13 protein-coding genes and 1 pseudogene are annotated in these 17,558 nt (G+C 56.2%); 7 read left to right on the top strand and 7 right to left on the bottom strand.

Annotated elements, in window-relative coordinates:
* Positions 1–104: 104 nt before the first annotated feature.
* Both CLV58_RS25450 and CLV58_RS25445 read right to left on the bottom strand, forming a co-directional pair.
* Positions 105–368, bottom strand: a complete 264-nt coding sequence (locus CLV58_RS25450; RefSeq protein ID WP_106140659.1) for a transposase — start codon at positions 366–368, stop codon at positions 105–107.
* A 75-nt stretch (positions 369–443) separates the two neighbouring features.
* Positions 444–671: pseudogene (locus CLV58_RS25445) on the bottom strand (recombinase family protein); the annotation flags it as partial.
* A gap of 264 nt (positions 672–935) precedes the next feature.
* Here CLV58_RS25445 and parS point away from each other — a divergent pair.
* Positions 936–1,346, top strand: coding sequence for a type II RES/Xre toxin-antitoxin system antitoxin (gene parS, locus CLV58_RS25440; RefSeq protein WP_106140657.1), 411 nt, complete (start codon positions 936–938; stop codon positions 1,344–1,346).
* Positions 1,347–1,364: 18 nt separating this feature from the next.
* On the top strand, positions 1,365–1,853 hold the full coding sequence (locus CLV58_RS25435) for an RES family NAD+ phosphorylase (RefSeq protein ID WP_106140656.1): 489 nt from the start codon (positions 1,365–1,367) through the stop codon (positions 1,851–1,853).
* 199 nt (positions 1,854–2,052) lie between these two features.
* Here the strand turns inward: CLV58_RS25435 and CLV58_RS25430 are convergent, their stop codons facing one another.
* A complete protein-coding gene (locus tag CLV58_RS25430) occupies positions 2,053–2,391 on the bottom strand; it encodes a hypothetical protein (RefSeq protein ID WP_106140655.1) in 339 nt (112 codons plus the stop codon).
* A gap of 602 nt (positions 2,392–2,993) precedes the next feature.
* On the opposite strand from CLV58_RS25430, the gene CLV58_RS25425 reads away from it, so the two are divergent.
* Positions 2,994–3,431 (top strand): hypothetical protein, encoded by a 438-nt coding sequence (locus tag CLV58_RS25425; protein WP_106140654.1) that lies wholly within the window; start codon positions 2,994–2,996, stop codon positions 3,429–3,431.
* A gap of 278 nt (positions 3,432–3,709) precedes the next feature.
* Here the strand turns inward: CLV58_RS25425 and CLV58_RS25420 are convergent, their stop codons facing one another.
* The gene (locus CLV58_RS25420) at positions 3,710–3,976 is read right to left on the bottom strand and encodes a hypothetical protein (protein WP_106140653.1); all 267 of its coding nucleotides are present in this window, start codon (positions 3,974–3,976) and stop codon (positions 3,710–3,712) included.
* Between the two features lie 264 nt (positions 3,977–4,240).
* On the bottom strand, positions 4,241–4,573 hold the full coding sequence (locus CLV58_RS25415) for a response regulator (protein ID WP_106140652.1): 333 nt from the start codon (positions 4,571–4,573) through the stop codon (positions 4,241–4,243).
* A gap of 425 nt (positions 4,574–4,998) precedes the next feature.
* Between CLV58_RS25415 and CLV58_RS25410 the strand changes: the two genes are divergently transcribed.
* Complete coding sequence (locus CLV58_RS25410) at positions 4,999–7,254, top strand: ATP-binding protein (protein ID WP_106140651.1); 2,256 nt, start codon at positions 4,999–5,001, stop codon at positions 7,252–7,254.
* Positions 7,255–7,464: 210 nt separating this feature from the next.
* Here the strand turns inward: CLV58_RS25410 and CLV58_RS25405 are convergent, their stop codons facing one another.
* Both CLV58_RS25405 and CLV58_RS25400 read right to left on the bottom strand, forming a co-directional pair.
* Positions 7,465–8,079, bottom strand: coding sequence for a response regulator transcription factor (locus tag CLV58_RS25405; RefSeq protein ID WP_170108803.1), 615 nt, complete (start codon positions 8,077–8,079; stop codon positions 7,465–7,467).
* On the bottom strand, positions 8,054–9,994 hold the full coding sequence (locus tag CLV58_RS25400; RefSeq protein ID WP_106140649.1) for a sensor histidine kinase: 1,941 nt from the start codon (positions 9,992–9,994) through the stop codon (positions 8,054–8,056). The genes CLV58_RS25405 and CLV58_RS25400 overlap by 26 nt, the downstream gene beginning before the upstream one ends.
* Before the next feature lie 165 nt (positions 9,995–10,159).
* Between CLV58_RS25400 and CLV58_RS29045 the strand changes: the two genes are divergently transcribed.
* The 3 genes from CLV58_RS29045 to CLV58_RS25385 all read left to right on the top strand — a co-directional run bounded on the left by CLV58_RS29045 (position 10,160) and on the right by CLV58_RS25385 (position 17,090).
* Positions 10,160–11,329 (top strand): collagen-like protein, encoded by a 1,170-nt coding sequence (locus CLV58_RS29045; RefSeq protein WP_106140648.1) that lies wholly within the window; start codon positions 10,160–10,162, stop codon positions 11,327–11,329.
* 29 nt (positions 11,330–11,358) lie between these two features.
* Positions 11,359–12,495, top strand: a complete 1,137-nt coding sequence (locus CLV58_RS25390; RefSeq protein ID WP_106140647.1) for a linear amide C-N hydrolase — start codon at positions 11,359–11,361, stop codon at positions 12,493–12,495.
* A 131-nt stretch (positions 12,496–12,626) separates the two neighbouring features.
* Positions 12,627–17,090: a beta strand repeat-containing protein gene (locus CLV58_RS25385; protein ID WP_106140646.1), complete on the top strand. Its 4,464-nt coding sequence runs from the start codon at positions 12,627–12,629 to the stop codon at positions 17,088–17,090.
* Positions 17,091–17,558: the final 468 nt, after the last annotated feature.

The raw sequence follows: 17,558 nt of genomic DNA, 5'->3' as shown, positions 1-17,558 counted from the left end.
TCAGCCGCGGACCCGAGGTACTGGTAACCCCTGTCAGGTCTTACTCAAAAATTGCACTTTTTATCACAACCTCGACTCAAAACAAAGATATGAGCGGCGGACCGTCACTTTTTTCGCAGGGCCTCCTTCACTACTTCATGTTCCAAACTTAACTCCGCGTACATTTTCTTCAGCCGCCGGTTCTCGTCCTCCAGATCCTTCAGCCGTTTGATTTCGGCAACCTGCATTCCCCCGTACTTCTGTTTCCAGTTGTAGAAGGTAGCCTCACTAATGCCGTGTTCACGGATGATCTGGGCGACGGTTGCACCGGTTTGTTGTTGCTGGATGATCGCTACGATCTGTGCTTCACTGAATCGGTTCGCTTTCATTATTCTTCCCTTTGTGAAAAGTTAAATAGAATCCTCTACTTTTCACTGGTATACTTTTACGGGAAGCTTACACTCTTTCAACGATCTGCCCAGTCGGTCTAATTTCCAGACGATGACCGTATCTCCTTCCCGTAGAATGTCCAGCATTTTCTGGAGTTGCGGTCGTGCTTTGGCTGAAGACACTTTTTCCTGAAACACTCGCTGACAGCCAGCCTTTGTCAGGTCGTCCAGTTGGAGATCAAGGTTTTGATCTTGAGTTGACACGCGGGCATAGCCGAATAATAGACAACTAGATTGGCTCATGAAATAATCTCAAGAGTGAGTATTAGTATAGATTAGTTGGGAAGAGATGCAAGCAGAGGTCAGTTCGTTGCATTGATACGAACAACGGTTCAATCGGAGACGCTGTACCCTATTATTCTACTTCATTAGTAAGAATCAATCAGTCAATGGACAGGGCTGATGCTTTCAAGGTGGGGGACGGCATATTTTGTCAGTCAGTCTTGCCAACCTGAACCTTGTACGCCATATTGCAGTTACAATACGGACATATTTCAGTCATTACTTATGGCTTACGTAACACTTCCCGCTCACACAGCCGTCTATGCGCCCTACACCGTGATCGATAAGTCGCGCCAGGGGGTGCTTCGAGACGAAGCAGACAAAGTTGCCGCTTTGGCCGGTTTGACCGACTTGGAAATGGCCCGTATCCTGAACATGTCTGATCGTAACCTGCATCGAATCAAACCCCAAGACCGGCTATCGCGTGACGCCTCTGAGCGATTACTATTATTGACTAACCTACTACAGCACGGCTTAGCGGTCTTTGATGAGGATGCTCAAACGCTCGCCGACTGGCTGCACGCTCCGATTCGAGAATTAAACGCTCAGTCCCCTTTACAACTACTAGATACAACCACGGGCTTTGGCTTAGTTGATGACGTACTAGGACGAATTGAGCATGGCATTGTTGGCTGAACTAGCCACTTAACTGGAATGCTCACTGTTTACCGAACCGTAAAAGCGACGTATAGTAACCAACCGCTGGCGACCGAAGGAGCTCGCCTGTTTGGTGGTCGCTGGAATCCCAAAGGATTTGCTTTGCTGTACACCACCTCCTCACCGGCCTTAGCCTTAGTCGAATCGTTGGTCCACCAGCCTCAGGTGAAGTATGAGCAGCTGCCCAGGTTGCAGTTATTTACCTTGCTCATACCCGATGAGGTGACCGCCTACCCTGTCGAAACACTCCCAGCATACTGGGATGAGCAGAGCTATGAGCGCACCCAATGGATACTTCGCGATTGGTTGATTAGTCCTAGGACTCTGGCAGCGGCAGTGCCCTCGGTGGTGGTACCAATGTCTTATAATTATTTGCTTCATCCAGCCCACGCTGGTTTCAAGAAGATCGAAATCGTCAAGCAAGAACCATTTCCCATTGAGCGCCGGCTGTGGCGCAATGATGCGTCAAGCACCGACTCCGAGTAGCCGTCAACGCGAAGCCCCTGTATCTAACCAGATCGATTCTGCTGGTCTACACTATCAGTTGTTTCACTTGACCCGAATGACACCTCTCTTCGCAGAAAGAAGATGAAGAAGCAAAGCATACGGCATCATAAAACGGGTGTTAATTGAAGCGCTATCAGACGGCGTTTTGTGCCTTGATGATCAATTAACTAGTGAATCCTCATTGGGGGCCTTGGGCGTTGCTATCCAACTCGTCAAAAACGTTGGCCGATTCAACTAACCCGTAACCAACGGTCACGGGCGATCCCCCCACTGCCCCATGACTATACGTACAGATAGCGTAGCCCACATCATACTTGAAGATGGCCAGCACAATCTCGCCGTTATCGCAGCGAGAACCAACGGCATCGCTGATAATTCGGCCGTCACGTCGATAGATAACTCGGGCAATTCGGTGATCGGTCAGGGCGTAGCCCAGCGCGGTAAGACGACTAACGATTCGATAATGAATGCGTTCGGCCTGCTGGGGGCTGGTTGCCAGGGGAATGAAAAACTGCATGGGCGGTTGTGGAGCGCTGACCGCCAAGTCAGAGAAATGAAGGCAAGAAGTCCAAATGAATGAGCTGATGTCAAGTTAAGTCCGTTGAGCTACTTATTGTTCGAATTACTGGCGTCTTCCCATCAGCGCAAGCAAATAGAGCACCGGGTAGACTGCTGTTCCTGCTGCCATAAACTACGCTTGTCGGCAAACAGACGGGGCCGGCTGGCTTTCGGTCAGTATGCCTATCCAGCCAGGCCCGACTACTACTGGGAAAATATACATCGCCTCCTGGTAATCATTTTGGTCTTCTATGGGGTTGATACCATGAGTGCTTTGCTGAGCGGCTGCCAATCAATCTCTACACGCTCTTCTGATCCGTATTTATTCGTGCGAAGCCTGGTCGATCACTACCCCTCAGGCTTAGTGCCTGGCGACTACCACCGCTTGACCAAAATAAGATCGACTGGCCCCCGTGCATCGTCTTAGTTGATAGCCCCTTAGTAGTCTGGTGTTGATGACGGTGAATCAGTCGCTGGCTGACAGCTTAGGTCAGCGGCCTACGGCCTCTTTACTGGTCATCTGCCAATCTATCGCGATTGATTTCCTACTCGTTTCTTACTATGGACCTGACAAAAATTGATGCGTTATTGAACGCTACTTATTTCTACGCTGATTCAACGGACGATCAGCCCTGGCGCGACACGTTCGTGGCCTTGATTGAGCAGGTCGATTCACTGCTCACGCTGCTGGATCAACGGGGGCAACGTGTCGACTTTACCCAGGGCGTGGGCGTGCATGGCAAGATTCAGGACATTACCTCACTGGTGCACTGGCTGCACAAAACCCTGGCGCTGATTGCGGAGGATGGGCCGAGAGCCGTATCTCAGCACCGGATCAACCGGTATTTTAACGAGGGGTGGGGTCGGTTTGCCAATGGATACCGACTCGCCAACGAGTTTGAGGGAGATTTGGCCTTTTTTGTCGATGATCAGCGTATCTATCTCGAACATCATCTGCGCCGAGCTGTCGATCAGGCCAGGCACCTGGTTACTGGCTGAGTCCTCAGCGATAACCCATCAGGAGCCAGTAGGGTAACCCCTGGCTTTTGTACCGAGCGGTATGCAGACAGTGATAAGCCGGCAAATGATCTATGGGCTCATCGAAGGCTGCCCATCTAACGCAATAGGCTGTCCGGCACGGGTCGCCACACCCAGCGCTTATCGAAAGGGCGACTTTCCAGCCAGTAGCAGTGGGTTATCCGAATGCTGACGATGAAGCCGAAGCAGGCGCTACCCCCAGGGCTAACATCGCCCGGTAACCCCGCAACGTGTGGGGACTACCCGTATTGAGTGAACGCTGCCTGTAATCGGGGTAAAGCCCCCCCCTCAATCCAGGACTGTAGAATGGCATAGTGATGTTCCTTGGTCCCATCAGCCCTGTCAAAGCCTTCAAACCGGAAATGAGCCAGGTTGATGTTGGCCTGGATGGCTAACCGAGCCTGATCGGCTGATGAAAGCGAGTTGACGCTGTCGAACACGCAGTCGTAGAGTAACAGGATGGCCAGTACCTCTGCTTGTGATTCGGCCCGGGTGTTTCGTGTCATGGCGTGGCGAGTGGTTGCGCCTTAGTCAAGCCACAGGAAGTGTGCCACGGTCGACTTGCCGGCCATCAAAAGTCGACCCGACCGGGATGTTCAGGCCATGGTAGTAGGCCCAGTCGCCGTATTTACCGGGCGGGTAGTGTAGCGGCTAATCGTAGCTGCGTCGTCCACAGAACCGGGTAAACGAATGGCTACTTACAACTGATTCAGCTCTAGCCAGTAGTAGGCAACGGCGTCGAGCGTTTCTTTGAGCGCGTCAAACTCCGATTACTTTCGCAAAAACGAATTAGCCCCGGCTCGGTAGCACTCATTGATTTCGTTGGCCTCAGCCAGTGCACTCATGATCACCACGGGTATGGTCTTGATGGAGGCGTGGGCATGCGCCTTAAGGCGTTGCAGCGTCTGGTAACCGGTTTGGTGGGGCATGTGCAAGTCCAGCAGAATTAAATCGGGCCGGCGCTCGAGATCATCCAGTTGGTCCAGTAACGCCATGCCACTCTCGAACAGATGCACGGCACGAGCAGGTCCTGGGTTGAGTAATTTGCCGAAAATGAAGCGGTAGTCGGCCTGATCCTCAACGATACAGACAGTTTTAGTCATTAGTGCTGGTCATGGGGTAGTCGGGTTAGCTGGTTAAACCACCGCCTGGCCCTTAGGGCTGGCGGGTATGACTATTTTGTTAGCTTAGGGCCACCGGAATTAATGCGGCCTGGTAATGACGCCCACGGGAGACAAAGTGGGTTTGGGTAAACATACCGCGTAAACCGGGCGTTTAGGTAAGGGGTTGTTTTGAATCAGAAGAGGTCGGTCTCCGTTGCGGTACTTTTCGAAAAACATTCCGGTCTGCCCAACCGAGCCGACACGCAACCCGGCCACGACCGACCGTGACGGAACCGACTTCTCCGCTAATTTTACCACCACCCACTGGGTCGAAACGCTCATGCCATCCAAAAGCAGCTCGCTCGGTACCCGAACCGTGGCTGTCGGCTGGCCAGTAGCGGTAGTCTGGTCTTATCCGTATCAACATGAATCAGAGTCCGGTCCCACCGCTCGCCACGAATCGAGTGGAAGCCCTGCACAGTTACCACATCCTGGATTCAGCCGCCGAAGCCGATTATGACAATATTGCCCAATTGGCCGCTCAACTCTGTCAGACGCCCATCGCCCAGATCAACTTCATCGATCAGACGCGCCAGTGGGTCAAGGCCAATCGGGGGTTTACCACCGGCAGTACGCCGATCGACGAATCCTTCTGCGGCCATACGATTCTGGATCCACTCAACCCCCTGATTGTCGAGGATGCCCGGCTCGATGCCCGCTTCGCCCACAATCCATTGGTGAACCAGCAGGCCAACATCGTGTTTTATGCGGGCCTGCCTTTAGTCGACCCCGGGGGGTTTGCCCTGGGCTCCCTTTGCGTGTTGGACCAGCGACCCCGTCAGCTCACGACCGAGCAACTCGACGCGCTGCGCATCCTGGCCGGGCAGGTGGTCAATTTGCTGGTACTGCGCAAAGCCAATCACGACCTGAAGGCCCTCCTGGTCAGCGAACAACAGAGCCGTGCCGAAGTGCAGACGCAGCGGCAGCTACACCTGGCTGCGGCCGAGAGTGAAGTCCGTTTCCGGGCCCTGATCGAGGAAGCGCCCGTGGCGACGATGCTGCTGGCTGGCCCCGATCACGTTATTACCCTGGCTAACCCGGCCATGATTGAGATGCTGGGTAAGGGCCCCACCATCGTGGGTCAACCGGCCGTACAGGCGGTACCTGAATTAGCCACCCAGCCCTACCTGCATTTACTCAATCAGGTGTTTGCGTTGGGCCTGACTCACCAGGCCCGGGCCATGCCCGGAGAAATAGTGATCAACGGGCAGCCAAGCCAGCATTACTTTGATTTCACCTACAAACCCCTGCGCGATTCAGCCGGTCAGCCGTACGGTATTCTCTGCGTGGCGGTCGATGTCACCGAGCAGTTTATGGCGCGCCAACAACTGGAACAAGCCACTGATCAATTGCGCAGTATGGTGGAAAGCGCCCCTTTCCCCATTGGGGTCTATACGGGTCGGCAGATGCTGATTCGCTTCGCCAATCAGGCCATCATTGACGTCTACGGCAAAGGCCCCGATGTAATTGGCAAATCGTACCTGGAGCTATTGCCCGAACTGGCGGACCAACAAATCTTTGCGCAACTGCTGGCTGTTTACGATTCGGGCATCCCCTTTGCCAGCGGTACGCAGCGGGTGATGATCGAACACGACGGTAGGTTAGTGCCCTACTACTTCAACTATAACTTTACCCCCCTTTTTGACGCCAATGGGCAGGTATACGGGGTGATGAACACGGCTGCTGAGGTCACCGAGCTGGAACTGGCCCGGCAGGCGCTGGAAGCAAGTGAGGGGCGCTACCGGCTGTTGGCGGCTCACTTGGAAGAGCAGGTCCAACTGCGGACCCAGGAGCTGGCGACGGTCAACAACGTACTGGCGACCAGCAATCGGGAGTTGACGGCCAGCAACGAGCGCACAAGCGCCGTTAATTCGGCATTGAGCGAGTCCAATCATAACCTTAGCCGCTCCAACAACAATCTGGAACAATTCGCCTACATCGCCAGTCACGACCTCCAGGAGCCATTGCGTAAGATACAACAGTTCGGCGATCTGCTGCAAAGTCAGTACGGAGGCCAATTAGGCGAAGGCATCAGGTACCTGGAGCGCATGCAGGCGGCCGCGGCACGCATGGCTACCTTGATCCGGGACTTATTGACGTTTTCCCGCATCGCTACCCAGCGGAATAGCGCTGCCCCCGTCTCGCTTCAGGGGGTTGTCGAGGAGGTACTCCTCACCCTGGACTGGAGCATTCAGGAAGTAGGGGCTCAGGTTGAGGTGGATAGCTTACCGACCGTGGCGGGCGATGCACTGCAACTGGAGCAGCTGTTTCAGAATCTGCTGAGTAATGCGCTCAAGTTTCGGCGCGGGGGTACGTCCCCCCTGATTGAGGTGCGGGCAAGCCTGCTCGATGCAGCCGACCTACCCGCTGACATAAAGCCGGATCGGGTAACGGCTCAGTATCACCGGATCGAGGTAATCGACAATGGGGTCGGCTTCGAGGAGAAATACCTGGATCGTATTTTTCAGGTCTTTCAGCGGCTGCACAACAAGAGCGAGTTTACGGGCACGGGCATTGGGCTCGCGATCTGCGAAAAGGTAGTGACCAATCACGGCGGTGCCATCACGGCCCGGAGTCAACCCGGCCAGGGGACTACGTTCATGGTGTATCTGCCGGGATAAGCAGGGTGTGGTGGTGGTTTATCGGCTGAAGGCCGCAGTTGTCAAAATACAATTATCTCATAAAAGGCTCGATAAGTGGGTGACCTCCCCCCACAAAACTGGCTCACCGAACGGGGTAAGAACACTATTTTTACACAGCTCTGATGGCTGCCTGAAAAAATCGCTAGTGTACTGTTGCAAGTCCATACGTATGGCAGAAACGGTATCGCATTACTCCAAAGAGGTCAGGAAATCGTAAAACTGCTTTTTAGTTGAGAATGGCAGTTTCTGACTAATGTTTTTGCGGTGGGTCTGCACAGTATAGAAACTTAGGCTCAACTCATCGGCGATTTGCTCAGAGGTGAGGCCTTGCTTTACCCGCTTCAGAATTTCGATTTCACGTTTGGTCAGGCCGTAGGTGGGCTGGGTGGGGGCGGGCGCGGCAGGGCTGGGTGCGCTGTCGGTTTCGATGACGTGTTGCCCGTGCATCACTTGCCGCAGTAGTGTCAGCAGACGATCGGCAGTAACGGTTTTGGCGATGTAGCCAGCCACATTCAGCGCCCTGAACTGGTCAATCTCCCGTTTTTCGGCATACATGCTGATGATCACGATTCGGCACGAACCGGGCAACTGCTGCAACTGCTTCACCACAGCCAACCCGTCGAGATGGGGCATGCTGAAATCGACCAGCACCAGTTCCGGGGCATGACGGCGGCAGGTATCCAGCGCCAGACGGCTGTCATAGACCTGTTCCACTACTATAAAATCCGGCGATTCGCGCAGCACCAGGCTAAGGCCGTCGTTAAAGAGCCGGTGATCATCAATGAGAATAGTTCGGGTTGGCATGGCTGGGTACGGGGGGGGCGAGGGCGGTTTGTAACAGGATGCTGGTTCCTGTCGGGGCGGGGTCGAACTGAACGGTAATACCTGACAGAGCCGCCCGTTTGTAGATCGTTTGTATGCCGATGCCTTTGGTCTGGCTTGCCGACAGGTCGAAGCCACCACCATCATCTTCGACGCTGACATCGACGGTTGTACCTTCACAAAAAAACTCGACGCTGGCCTGCGTGGCACCCGAATGCCGGATCACGTTCGTCAGCAGTTCCTGAATAATTCGGTAGAGATTCTGCTGCTTCAGCACGGGCAACTGGTTGATCTGCTGACGGGTATAGTCGGTAAACGTTAGCTGGATGGGCGAAAAGTCGTTGAACCGGCTTACCAACGTTTCGATCTTGTCGGTGAGTGGGCGATCGTCGTCTTTGACAAGATTGTGGCTCAGAAAGCGTAATTCGCTGATCGCCGTTAGCAAAATGCTACGTAGCTTGTCAGGGTTGAGCGGTGTGCGGCTCAGGTAGCTCAGGGCGGTAGCAAGGGTGTTACCCACCTGATCGTGTAACTCGCGGCCAATGCCCTCAATTTCCTGCCGGCGCAGGGCGTTGTTGTGTTCGTCCACGTCGCGCACTTGATCCTGCATGCGTTGGCGAGTTACCAACTCTTTCCGAAACTGATCGAAGGTCAGGTAGCCCAGCACGAACAGGATGTAAAGCGGCCCGGAGGGCGCATGCCGGTACGTATCCTGCCCGGCGGTGGCCCGCAGCCAGGAAGCAAGCAGACTGATAAGCATCGGACCCAGCCCCAGCAGGCAGACCACCAGGGGCGACCAGATACGCGCCCGGACATAGGCCAGTACGGCCCACACAAACAGCCAGCCGATGATAAGATTCGTCAGGCTCGTCATACCCAGCGTGACAACGTGCCTGAGGCTGTCGAAATAGACAGGCGGCAGCAGGAACGTGCTCATCAACCCGGCACAGGCCACACTGTAGCCCGCCATGATGTTTTTGTAGAGACGAGGCCGGCGAATGGCGGGTTTTATGATGAGATAGAAGAACGGGTGCACCGTGCAGTTGGTCAGGATGCGGATAAATACCCCTACCGTATCAGCGTTGAGCGACAGCCCGGCGGGGTATGGGATCAGGCTTAGGTACCCCACGAAGAAAGCACACCACACGCTTAACGATACCAGATAGACCCCAAACCAGCGCAGTAGCCTACTTGCCGACAGCCACCCCACCAGCAGGGCCACCACCGCCAGCAGCAAAAACACAATGACGGTGATACCGTCGCGGATACTGCTTACAAAGGCCTGTTGGGCGTAGGAACCTCCATTCCGGGTACGTTGCTCGGTGAGCTGCACGTCCAGCTCGTGGTAGCCGGCGTTTCGTTGGCTACGTAACAACAGGGGGACCGTCGATTGGGGCGGAATGGTGACGGGAAACGCGTAGTTGAAGAACGGATAGAATCGGTCGCCCAGCGGGGTGTTGTTGGCCAATGTACCCAGCCGCACGAAACGGCCGCCTTTTCCCTGCCAGAGTGTGACCCGATCGCTGCGGTACTGGGGCATCGACAGCACCAGGTGCCTGGGGTGGCGGGTCGGGTTCCGAAGCTCCAGGTAGGCCCAGCCGATGGGTACGTTGGCTGCGTCGCCGTAGAGCACGGCCTCCGGGTGCGGGTTGCGACGAAACGATCGCCGAATCAGGGGCACTGATCTGGCGATCGACTGGCTGGTATCGAGCCACGTTGCGTTGGTCCAGAGCCGGTTGTTCATTGACGTCATTTCCGGTGCGGTCGCCAACGTGTAAGTAGGTACGTTAGCGGCCACCACCGGCTGCAACTGTTGTTGATACAGGTTCCAGGCAAACCACAGCAGAGCCACGCCCGTCAGCACCGGCCACAGTATCCCCTCTACCGTTTTACGCATGAGAAATTACTACTAGGTAGTACCTTGTTTAGGGTATAGGTTTCCGTTCGTGTCAACCGAGCGGCAAAATAACTTACCGATAATTTAAGCTAAAATACCTCGGTCGAGGTATGTTTTCTGAGTAAGAATACTATCTTCTTTGGGGTTTGAAAAATCAACTGATTTATGCAAACTCCTTTACTCCATTCCCGGCTTCGGGCCGCGTGTTTTCTTCCTCAGTTCAGCCTTCCCTGTGGGCGTAGTTTGTTTAGTTTTTTGTTTGGGTTGATGCTATTGAGCTGCGGACTGACCGCTCAGGCCCAGACCGGCTCGGTGGGCATCAATACCGACGGCTCAACCGCCGATGCATCGGCCCTGCTCGATGTGAAAAGTACCACCCAGGGTATTTTGGTTCCCCGCATGACGGCCCAGCAACGGGGCCTTATTGGTAGCCCGGCCACTGGCCTGATGGTATACCAGACTGACGGCACCGCCGGTTTCTACTTCTACAACGGCACGGCCTGGACCTCCCTGAGCGCGTCGGGAACGCCCGGCCCACAGGGGCCCAAAGGGGACAAAGGCGATAAGGGGGACACCGGTGCTACCGGATCAACGGGTGCCACCGGCGCACAAGGCCCCATCGGTCTGACCGGTGCCACGGGTCCGGCTGGCCCGCAGGGCACGAAAGGCGATAAAGGGGATGCCGGAGCCACTGGCCCGGCTGGTGCTACAGGTCCGCAAGGCGTAGCTGGTCCAGTAGGGGCGACCGGCCCGCAAGGCCCCGCCGGACAGGGCGTACCCACGGGCGGCACAACCGGACAGGTGCTGAGCAAAGTGGATGGTACCAACTACAACACGCAGTGGACAACGCCGAGTGCAGGCGGCAGTGGGGCATCGCTGCAACTATTTGTGGTGAAAACCACCGCGCAACAAACTTCGGCTGCTTCTTCTAATCTTCCCGATGCTATTACATTTTCCACTATAAATGGAACAGGGGCAACCCTTACAAATGGCAACACTTGGAACGGAAACACCTTCACCGTGGGTACCACCGGGGCCGGTTTGTACACGTTTGACGTGCGCCTGACGGGTGCCGGTGCAACGACTGCTCCAATGCTCGACATCAACAGCACCGGCTACTCACCAACGAGCGTTTATGGCGTTACGGCTAACTACGTGGGTGGTAGTATGGGGACTACACAGACTGCGTATAGCAAAAGGGGGGTGCTGAACACAACGCTTTACCTGGCAGCCGGCACAACGGTAACGGTGCGGGGGATGCCCACGCAGACCCAGCTGTCCGGAGACCTAAACGGGGACGCAAGCTGCCGGTTTGTGGTGGTGAAGCTTAATTAATCCGTCAACCTCAAAAAAGCAATACGGTCATGTGCGAATCTTTTTTGCTAAAAAGCAAACAGAACGACATGGTTGTCGGGCGTTCGATGGAATTCGTTCCCTACATGCTACTCCCAGAACTGAAGGTAGTGTGGCACTTGGTCAAAGTGCCGGCAGGTACTGACTTCTGCTCGCGTATGCCGGTTGTGCAGGTTTCGCCAAAGAAAGAGCAACAAGTGGGCTGGACCTGGCAAACGAAGTACCGGTTCATAGGCATCAGCGGCTTTGGAAAAGAAGTTGCCAATCTATACAGCAAGCTGTTGGGTATCGGGGCAACTTACCAAACCAATGTGTACTGCTGCGAGGGTGTTAACGAAAAGGGCCTCAGCGTAGGGTCTCTTGTTTACGATAACAATATGCAATGGGCCAATGGCCTGGGCGGGGGCTACGACATATACTACGCCCAATTCGCCGACTACCTGCTGGGCCTGTTTGCAACCATTGACGAGATCAGAAACGCCCTGACTGCGGATAAGGTGAGCCTTTTTTGTCCAGGCGAAAAGTTTTTCCAACCCATTCATTTCATTGCTCACGACGCAGTGGGGGAAAGTCTCATCATTGAGGTGGATAAGCAGAAGATAACCACCTACGATGTTACTTATTTAAGCAACAATAGCCTTGAGTTTCACGCGAAAGTCTTAGACGGCCCACTGTTTGGCTACATGACTAACGCCCCGAAGCTCGACTGGCACTACACTAACCTGCGTCAGTATCTACATCTGTCGCCCTACGACCCGGCCAGAGATGCTAACGATACAGCCAAACAGTTGAGCCACGGGGAGGGCATGGTGGGGTTGCCCGGCGATTATTCGTCTCCATCGCGGTTTCTGAAACTGTCAACGCTTCTACGGTTTGCCGAACGGCCCGACAATCTACGGGAAGCAAAACTGTTAGCAAATCATATACTGAACGCAGCGACGATTGTGCAAGGGGTAGTCTTCGAAAATCAGCAAGCTACTCCCAAAACACCAGCCATCGACCACACGAGTTGGGTTACGGTGAAGGAGTTAAAAGACCCCAAGCTCTACGTGCGAAGCTATCAATCCTCACCATTTGAGAAGGCACCCTATCAGAAGTATGACTTCTCAGATTTTCCAAATCAGATTACTTATGATCTGCTGCTTTAGTTGTGCCCCCCGTTCCGGCGTGGGCAGGAACCTACGCCGGATTTGTGCCGGGGACGCATCGTGCGCGGACGATCCGAATACGTTCTTTAGATAAACAGGAACCTTGATTTTGTTCCGTTAAAAACTTTACCATGAGACCATTACTTCTTATACTATGGCTGGCTACAGTAGGCAACGCACTGGCCCAACCTACCCTGACCATCGGGGTTAACACCCGCGTGGTCGGCACAGGAGATGCTCAGTTCGAGTACGGGGGCGGCTCACTGACCAATAACGGTTCGCTTAGCCTGGCTGCCGGTCAGTTGTCGGCCAACGGCCCCACGACCTACGGTGGTTCCGGCGCGGCTATCATCGCCAACATCAGCTTCGGCCACAGCACCGGCACAAGCACGCTCAACAGCCTGCTCTCGGTCACGAACCGTGCCACGCTGTCGGCCAATACCGCCCTCAACGCCAACGGGCAGTTGTACCTACGAACCGACCAGTTTCCTAACGCCGACTTAGTCAACAACGGCATCCTGACGGGTACGGTACAGGGGCTGGTGACACGGGGCACGGTGCTGACGGGCAATACGCCCTACAGTAGCCTGTTATCCACCAACGTGAGCGGTACGTCGGCCAGCTATCAGTGGCAATCTTCGGCAGACAATACTACGTGGGCAGACGTAGCGGGGGCCACCTCGCCGACCTACACCGCCAATGTGTCGGCCACAACCTATTACCGTTGCCGCCTGACAACAAGCAATAGTACCTACAATCAGAACACCCCGGCCCTGTTGCTGAACGTTACGGGTGCCCCTCCGCAGCCCATCCGCTACGTGACCCAGAACGGCACGGGCGACGGCTCTTCGTGGGCCAGCGCCAGTAGCGACCTGCAGGCCATGATTGATGCCCTTGGCGTAGAGCAGGTCTGGGTAGCGGGCGGCACGTTCAAACCATCCGTTACGGGCTTATCGAATGCGCGTTTGGCCAGCTTTGTGATGAAGAACAACGTAGCCATATACGGGGGCTTCTTCGGTACAGAAGCCAACCTGACCGACAGACCGGCTGTTAACCCCATCCTGGGCACGCCTTCAAGCACCACCCTGAGTGGCGACATTGGTACGCCGGGCAACAACAGCGACAACAGCTACCACGTCTTTTACAATATCGATAATGGCCTCACTAGTACGGCCATACTGGATGGTGTCGTTATTACCGGTGGCAATGCCAGTGGTGGTAGTAACATTGCCACCAGCAATGCTGGCGGGGGGATGTACATTCGAAGAAGCAGCCCTACGCTCATCAACTGTGTGCTGGCAAATAACTCAGCTGCCAGCGGCGGGGGGGGCGGTATCTATATTAACAGTGGTAACAATACTACTCTCACTAACTGCCTTTTGGTAAATAATTCAGCTCAAAGGGGGGGCGGCATCTTTAACTTCAGCAGCATCACGCTCACCAACTGCAAGCTGATCAACAATTCAGCGACATTTGCTGATGGGGGGGGGCTCAACGGTGGTGCCCCCACGCTGATCAACTGTAGTCTGATCAATAATTCAGCCATTGGGAATGGGGGGGGCGTCTACGGTTTAAGTCCTGTACTGGTCAACTGTAGTCTGCAGGCTAATTCGGCAACAAATGGAGGAGGCATCTACAACAACGGTAGCCCCACGCTGACCAACTGTAGTCTGCTCAGTAATTCGGCAACAACCGGAGGGGGCATCTACAACAACGGCACCCCCACGCTGGCCAACTGTGTGCTGTGGGACAATGGGGCGGGGAACACCATCGTCAATAATTCTCCCGCCACCCTCACCGCCACCTACAGCCTTTTCGATAACACCGTAACGGGCTACACCGGTAGCAACAATAAAACGACCAACACCTCGCCTTTCGCGTCGGCCAACGATGTGACTCTGGCACCCAACTCACCCGCTATCGACGCGGGCAGCAATGCGGCCTACGAGAAGGGACCGGCAACTGATCTGGCCGGTAACCCCCGGATTTTCCCCACTGGTGGCACCATCGACATGGGGGCCTACGAGTATCAGGGCAGCCCCGTCCAGCCCGTAGCCATCACCAGCCAGCCCCCTTCGGCCAGCAGCGTAACGACGGGGGCCAGCGTGAGCGCCCCCGCCAGCGTGATGGGCAGCGTGAGCGGCTACCAGTGGTACAAAGACAATCTGAGCAATGCGGTGGCGGGCCAGACGTCGGCCACCTTAACGCTGACCAATGTGCAGCTGGCCGATGCGGGCAGCTACTCGCTGGTGGTGACGGGCACCTACAACTCAGTGACCAGCACGGCTTTCAACCTGAGCGTGAGCCCAGCCGCTACCGGAGTGCCTAGTCTGAGCAGCCCGGCCAACAGCACGACTACCAATGGGTTACCTACCTTCGCGGGTAGCGCCCCCGGCGGCAGCACCGTGATGGTCTATCTGAGCGGCACGGCTTCGCAAACCCTGACCACCACGGCCAATGGGGGCCAGTTCAGCGTCACGCCGGGTAGCCCCCTTTCCAGCGGCAGCTACTCAGCCTACGCCGTGGCCATAAGCAGCGGACAGACCACCAGCCCGGCGTCCAACACGAACGCCTTTTCGGTGGACGCCACTGCTCCGGCTGTCACCCTGAGCGCATCGGTGGGTAACGGAGCCACTACCAGCAGCCAGCCCACCAGCTTTACGGCTCAGTTCAGCGAACCCGTTACCGGCTTTGATGTCAGCAAGGTCAGCGTGAGCAACGGCTCGGTGAACGGCTTTTCGGGCAGTGGGGCCAGCTATAGCTTCAGCGTGACGGCCAGCACCCCCGGCCAGCCCACCAACGTGAGCATCCCGGCCAACGTCGCTCAGGATGGGGTGGGTAATAGCAATACAGCTTCGGATAGCTACGGCTTCACCCTCATCCCCGGCGAGTTTGCCATCCGCTCGGTCGACACCCGGCAATGCCAGCTCGTCGATGCCAGCCGGGGTGAGTACCGCGTCAGCTTCACCCCCATCTACAGCGGTCTCAACGGCACCCCGGTCAGTCTGCGGGTCATCAACGAAGTCGATGCCACCACCGCCCCGGGGCCCTATACCATCCGGCTCTACAGCGACAATCCCACCGTCGCCCTGCTGGCCCAGCAGGCCGCCAGTCCTGACGCCCGCTTCAGCTACGCCTGGCTGGCCGCCTGCCAGGGATCCGTGGCCCCCAACCGGCCACCCACCACCACCGGCATCCCCGCTCAGCAACTGGTGCAGAACCAGCCCTACCAGTTGGAGCTGACCCGCTATTTCGCCGACCCCGACGGCCAGACGCTGACCTATTCGAGTAGTGCCCTGCCGGCCGGGCTGACGCTGGCGGGCACCACCATCAGTGGTAGCCCGACCGCCCCCGGCCGCACCACCGTGCGCATCACCGCCCTGGACCCCGGTGGGCTGTCGGTAGCCACCGACGTGGCGATGCAGGTTGATGCCACCCCCGCTACTACGCCCCCGGCTGGTTTCACCATCACCGGCGTGACCGATCTGACCTGTGTGGCCGTCACCGTCACCGAACGGCGGGTCAGCTTCAGTCCCGTCTACAGCGGTCTGGATGGCAGTTCGGTCCGCTTCCGGGCGGTCAACGAGCAGGACTTTGGCACCACCCCGGGGCCTTATAGCCTGCGGCTCTACACCGATAACCCGGCAGTGACCCTGGAAGCTATTCAGACAGGTCAAACCGCCACCTACCGCTACAACTGGCTGAGCGCCTGCGGCAACCAGACCCCGCCGACAGTCACCAACCGCCCCCCCGTGGTCGTGGTGCCCATCGCGCCCCAGTCGGCTACCGTCGGTCAGGGCTACAGCTTCTACGTACCGGCCAACACCTTCGCCGATCCTGAGGGCGAGCCGCTCAGCCTGCGCACAGGTGGCCTGCCCGCCGGCCTTAGCTTCTCGGCCAGCCTGAGTGCCATCACCGGCACTCCCACCCAGGCGGGCACCAGCACCATCGAGCTCACAGCCAGTGACCCCGCCGGGCAAAGCGTCAGTCTGAACTTTACCCTACAGGTGGTGGCCGGGGCCACCCCGCCCCCGCCCCCAGCGGGCTTTACCATCACGGGGGTGGGCAGCGTGACCTGCCTGAGTGTGAGCAACACCGAACGGCGGCTGAGTTTCTTTCCCCAGTACACGGGCGTCGACGGCAGTCCGATCCGCTTCCGGGTGGTCAACGAGCAGGACTTCGGCACCACCCCGGGGCCTTACAGCCTGCGGCTCTACACCGATAACCCGGCAGTGACCTTGGAAGCTGTTCAGACAGGTCAAACCGCCACCTACCGCTACAACTGGCTGGCGGCTTGTACGAGCCCGGCGAACAGTCGTCAGGCAGTGGCGGAAGCGAGCAGTCCGCTGTCGGTCGTCGTACTGGGCAACCCGGTGGTTGGCGAGTCGGTGGAGGTGTTGATCGGTGGTGTGGCCGGGCAGGCGGTGGAATTGAATCTGACTGATCTGGCGGGCGACCGGCTGCATCAGCAGCAGATTCCGCAGGCATCTGGCTCTGCGCGAGTCGTGGTTCCAGTCCCGGCTGGTCAGGCTATGACCATTCTGAAGGTGAGCACGGCCACGCAGCAGCAGACTGTCAAGCTGATCCGGCACTAGCCATTTGACCACGCTCCCCAACAGACAAAGGGCCAACTAATTGACAGTTGGCCCTTTGTCTATTGGGGAGCGGTTGCGTAAAAAACACGTAGGAATTTGTGATTCAATTACCTGGAAATAGTGTATCATCAATCGCCCGTTTTCACGAGTAAATGAACTTGTGCTACCAGCATCGACAGTTCGATATTCACTCAAGTCTCAAATTGCCCTCTCTTGAATCAACGTCTTTTTTTTAGCGATGGGTTGAGTTTGTGAGACACTGATCAATCAACAAGCTCAGTCTGATAGCCAATTCGACGTTGGTAATGAGTTACTTAACCTAGTTTGTAAGGTTTTCACTGCCTTGCTTGGTAAGAAGTGACAAATTGACTTGTCACATTGTCAACTTGTCAATTAGTCAACAAAGCGACAACGCGACAAGTCAACTTGTTGACAAAGGGCATACTGTAATTACTTCTGTGCAGTCGC

This window comes from Spirosoma oryzae (genome assembly GCF_003002825.1).
Lineage (GTDB): Bacteria > Bacteroidota > Bacteroidia > Cytophagales > Spirosomataceae > Spirosoma > Spirosoma oryzae.
The sequence above is the reverse complement of the archived record's forward strand: the minus strand, read 5'-3'. Positions and strand labels throughout refer to the sequence as shown.

What these genes read in the sequence shown, in the direction of transcription:
- CLV58_RS25450 (WP_106140659.1), bottom strand. Translation starts at nt 368, where the DNA reads ATGAAAGCGAACCGATTCAGTGAAGCACAGATCGTAGCGATCATCCAG.
- CLV58_RS25390 (WP_106140647.1), top strand. Translation starts at nt 11,359, where the DNA reads ATGTGCGAATCTTTTTTGCTAAAAAGCAAACAGAACGACATGGTTGTC.
- CLV58_RS25420 (WP_106140653.1), bottom strand. Translation starts at nt 3,976, where the DNA reads ATGACACGAAACACCCGGGCCGAATCACAAGCAGAGGTACTGGCCATC.
- CLV58_RS25385 (WP_106140646.1), top strand. Translation starts at nt 12,627, where the DNA reads ATGAGACCATTACTTCTTATACTATGGCTGGCTACAGTAGGCAACGCA.
- CLV58_RS25430 (WP_106140655.1), bottom strand. Translation starts at nt 2,391, where the DNA reads ATGCAGTTTTTCATTCCCCTGGCAACCAGCCCCCAGCAGGCCGAACGC.
- CLV58_RS25410 (WP_106140651.1), top strand. Translation starts at nt 4,999, where the DNA reads ATGAATCAGAGTCCGGTCCCACCGCTCGCCACGAATCGAGTGGAAGCC.
- CLV58_RS25400 (WP_106140649.1), bottom strand. Translation starts at nt 9,994, where the DNA reads ATGCGTAAAACGGTAGAGGGGATACTGTGGCCGGTGCTGACGGGCGTG.
- parS (WP_106140657.1), top strand. Translation starts at nt 936, where the DNA reads ATGGCTTACGTAACACTTCCCGCTCACACAGCCGTCTATGCGCCCTAC.
- CLV58_RS25435 (WP_106140656.1), top strand. Translation starts at nt 1,365, where the DNA reads ATGCTCACTGTTTACCGAACCGTAAAAGCGACGTATAGTAACCAACCG.
- CLV58_RS25415 (WP_106140652.1), bottom strand. Translation starts at nt 4,573, where the DNA reads ATGACTAAAACTGTCTGTATCGTTGAGGATCAGGCCGACTACCGCTTC.
- CLV58_RS25425 (WP_106140654.1), top strand. Translation starts at nt 2,994, where the DNA reads ATGGACCTGACAAAAATTGATGCGTTATTGAACGCTACTTATTTCTAC.
- CLV58_RS25405 (WP_170108803.1), bottom strand. Translation starts at nt 8,079, where the DNA reads ATGCCAACCCGAACTATTCTCATTGATGATCACCGGCTCTTTAACGAC.
- CLV58_RS29045 (WP_106140648.1), top strand. Translation starts at nt 10,160, where the DNA reads ATGCAAACTCCTTTACTCCATTCCCGGCTTCGGGCCGCGTGTTTTCTT.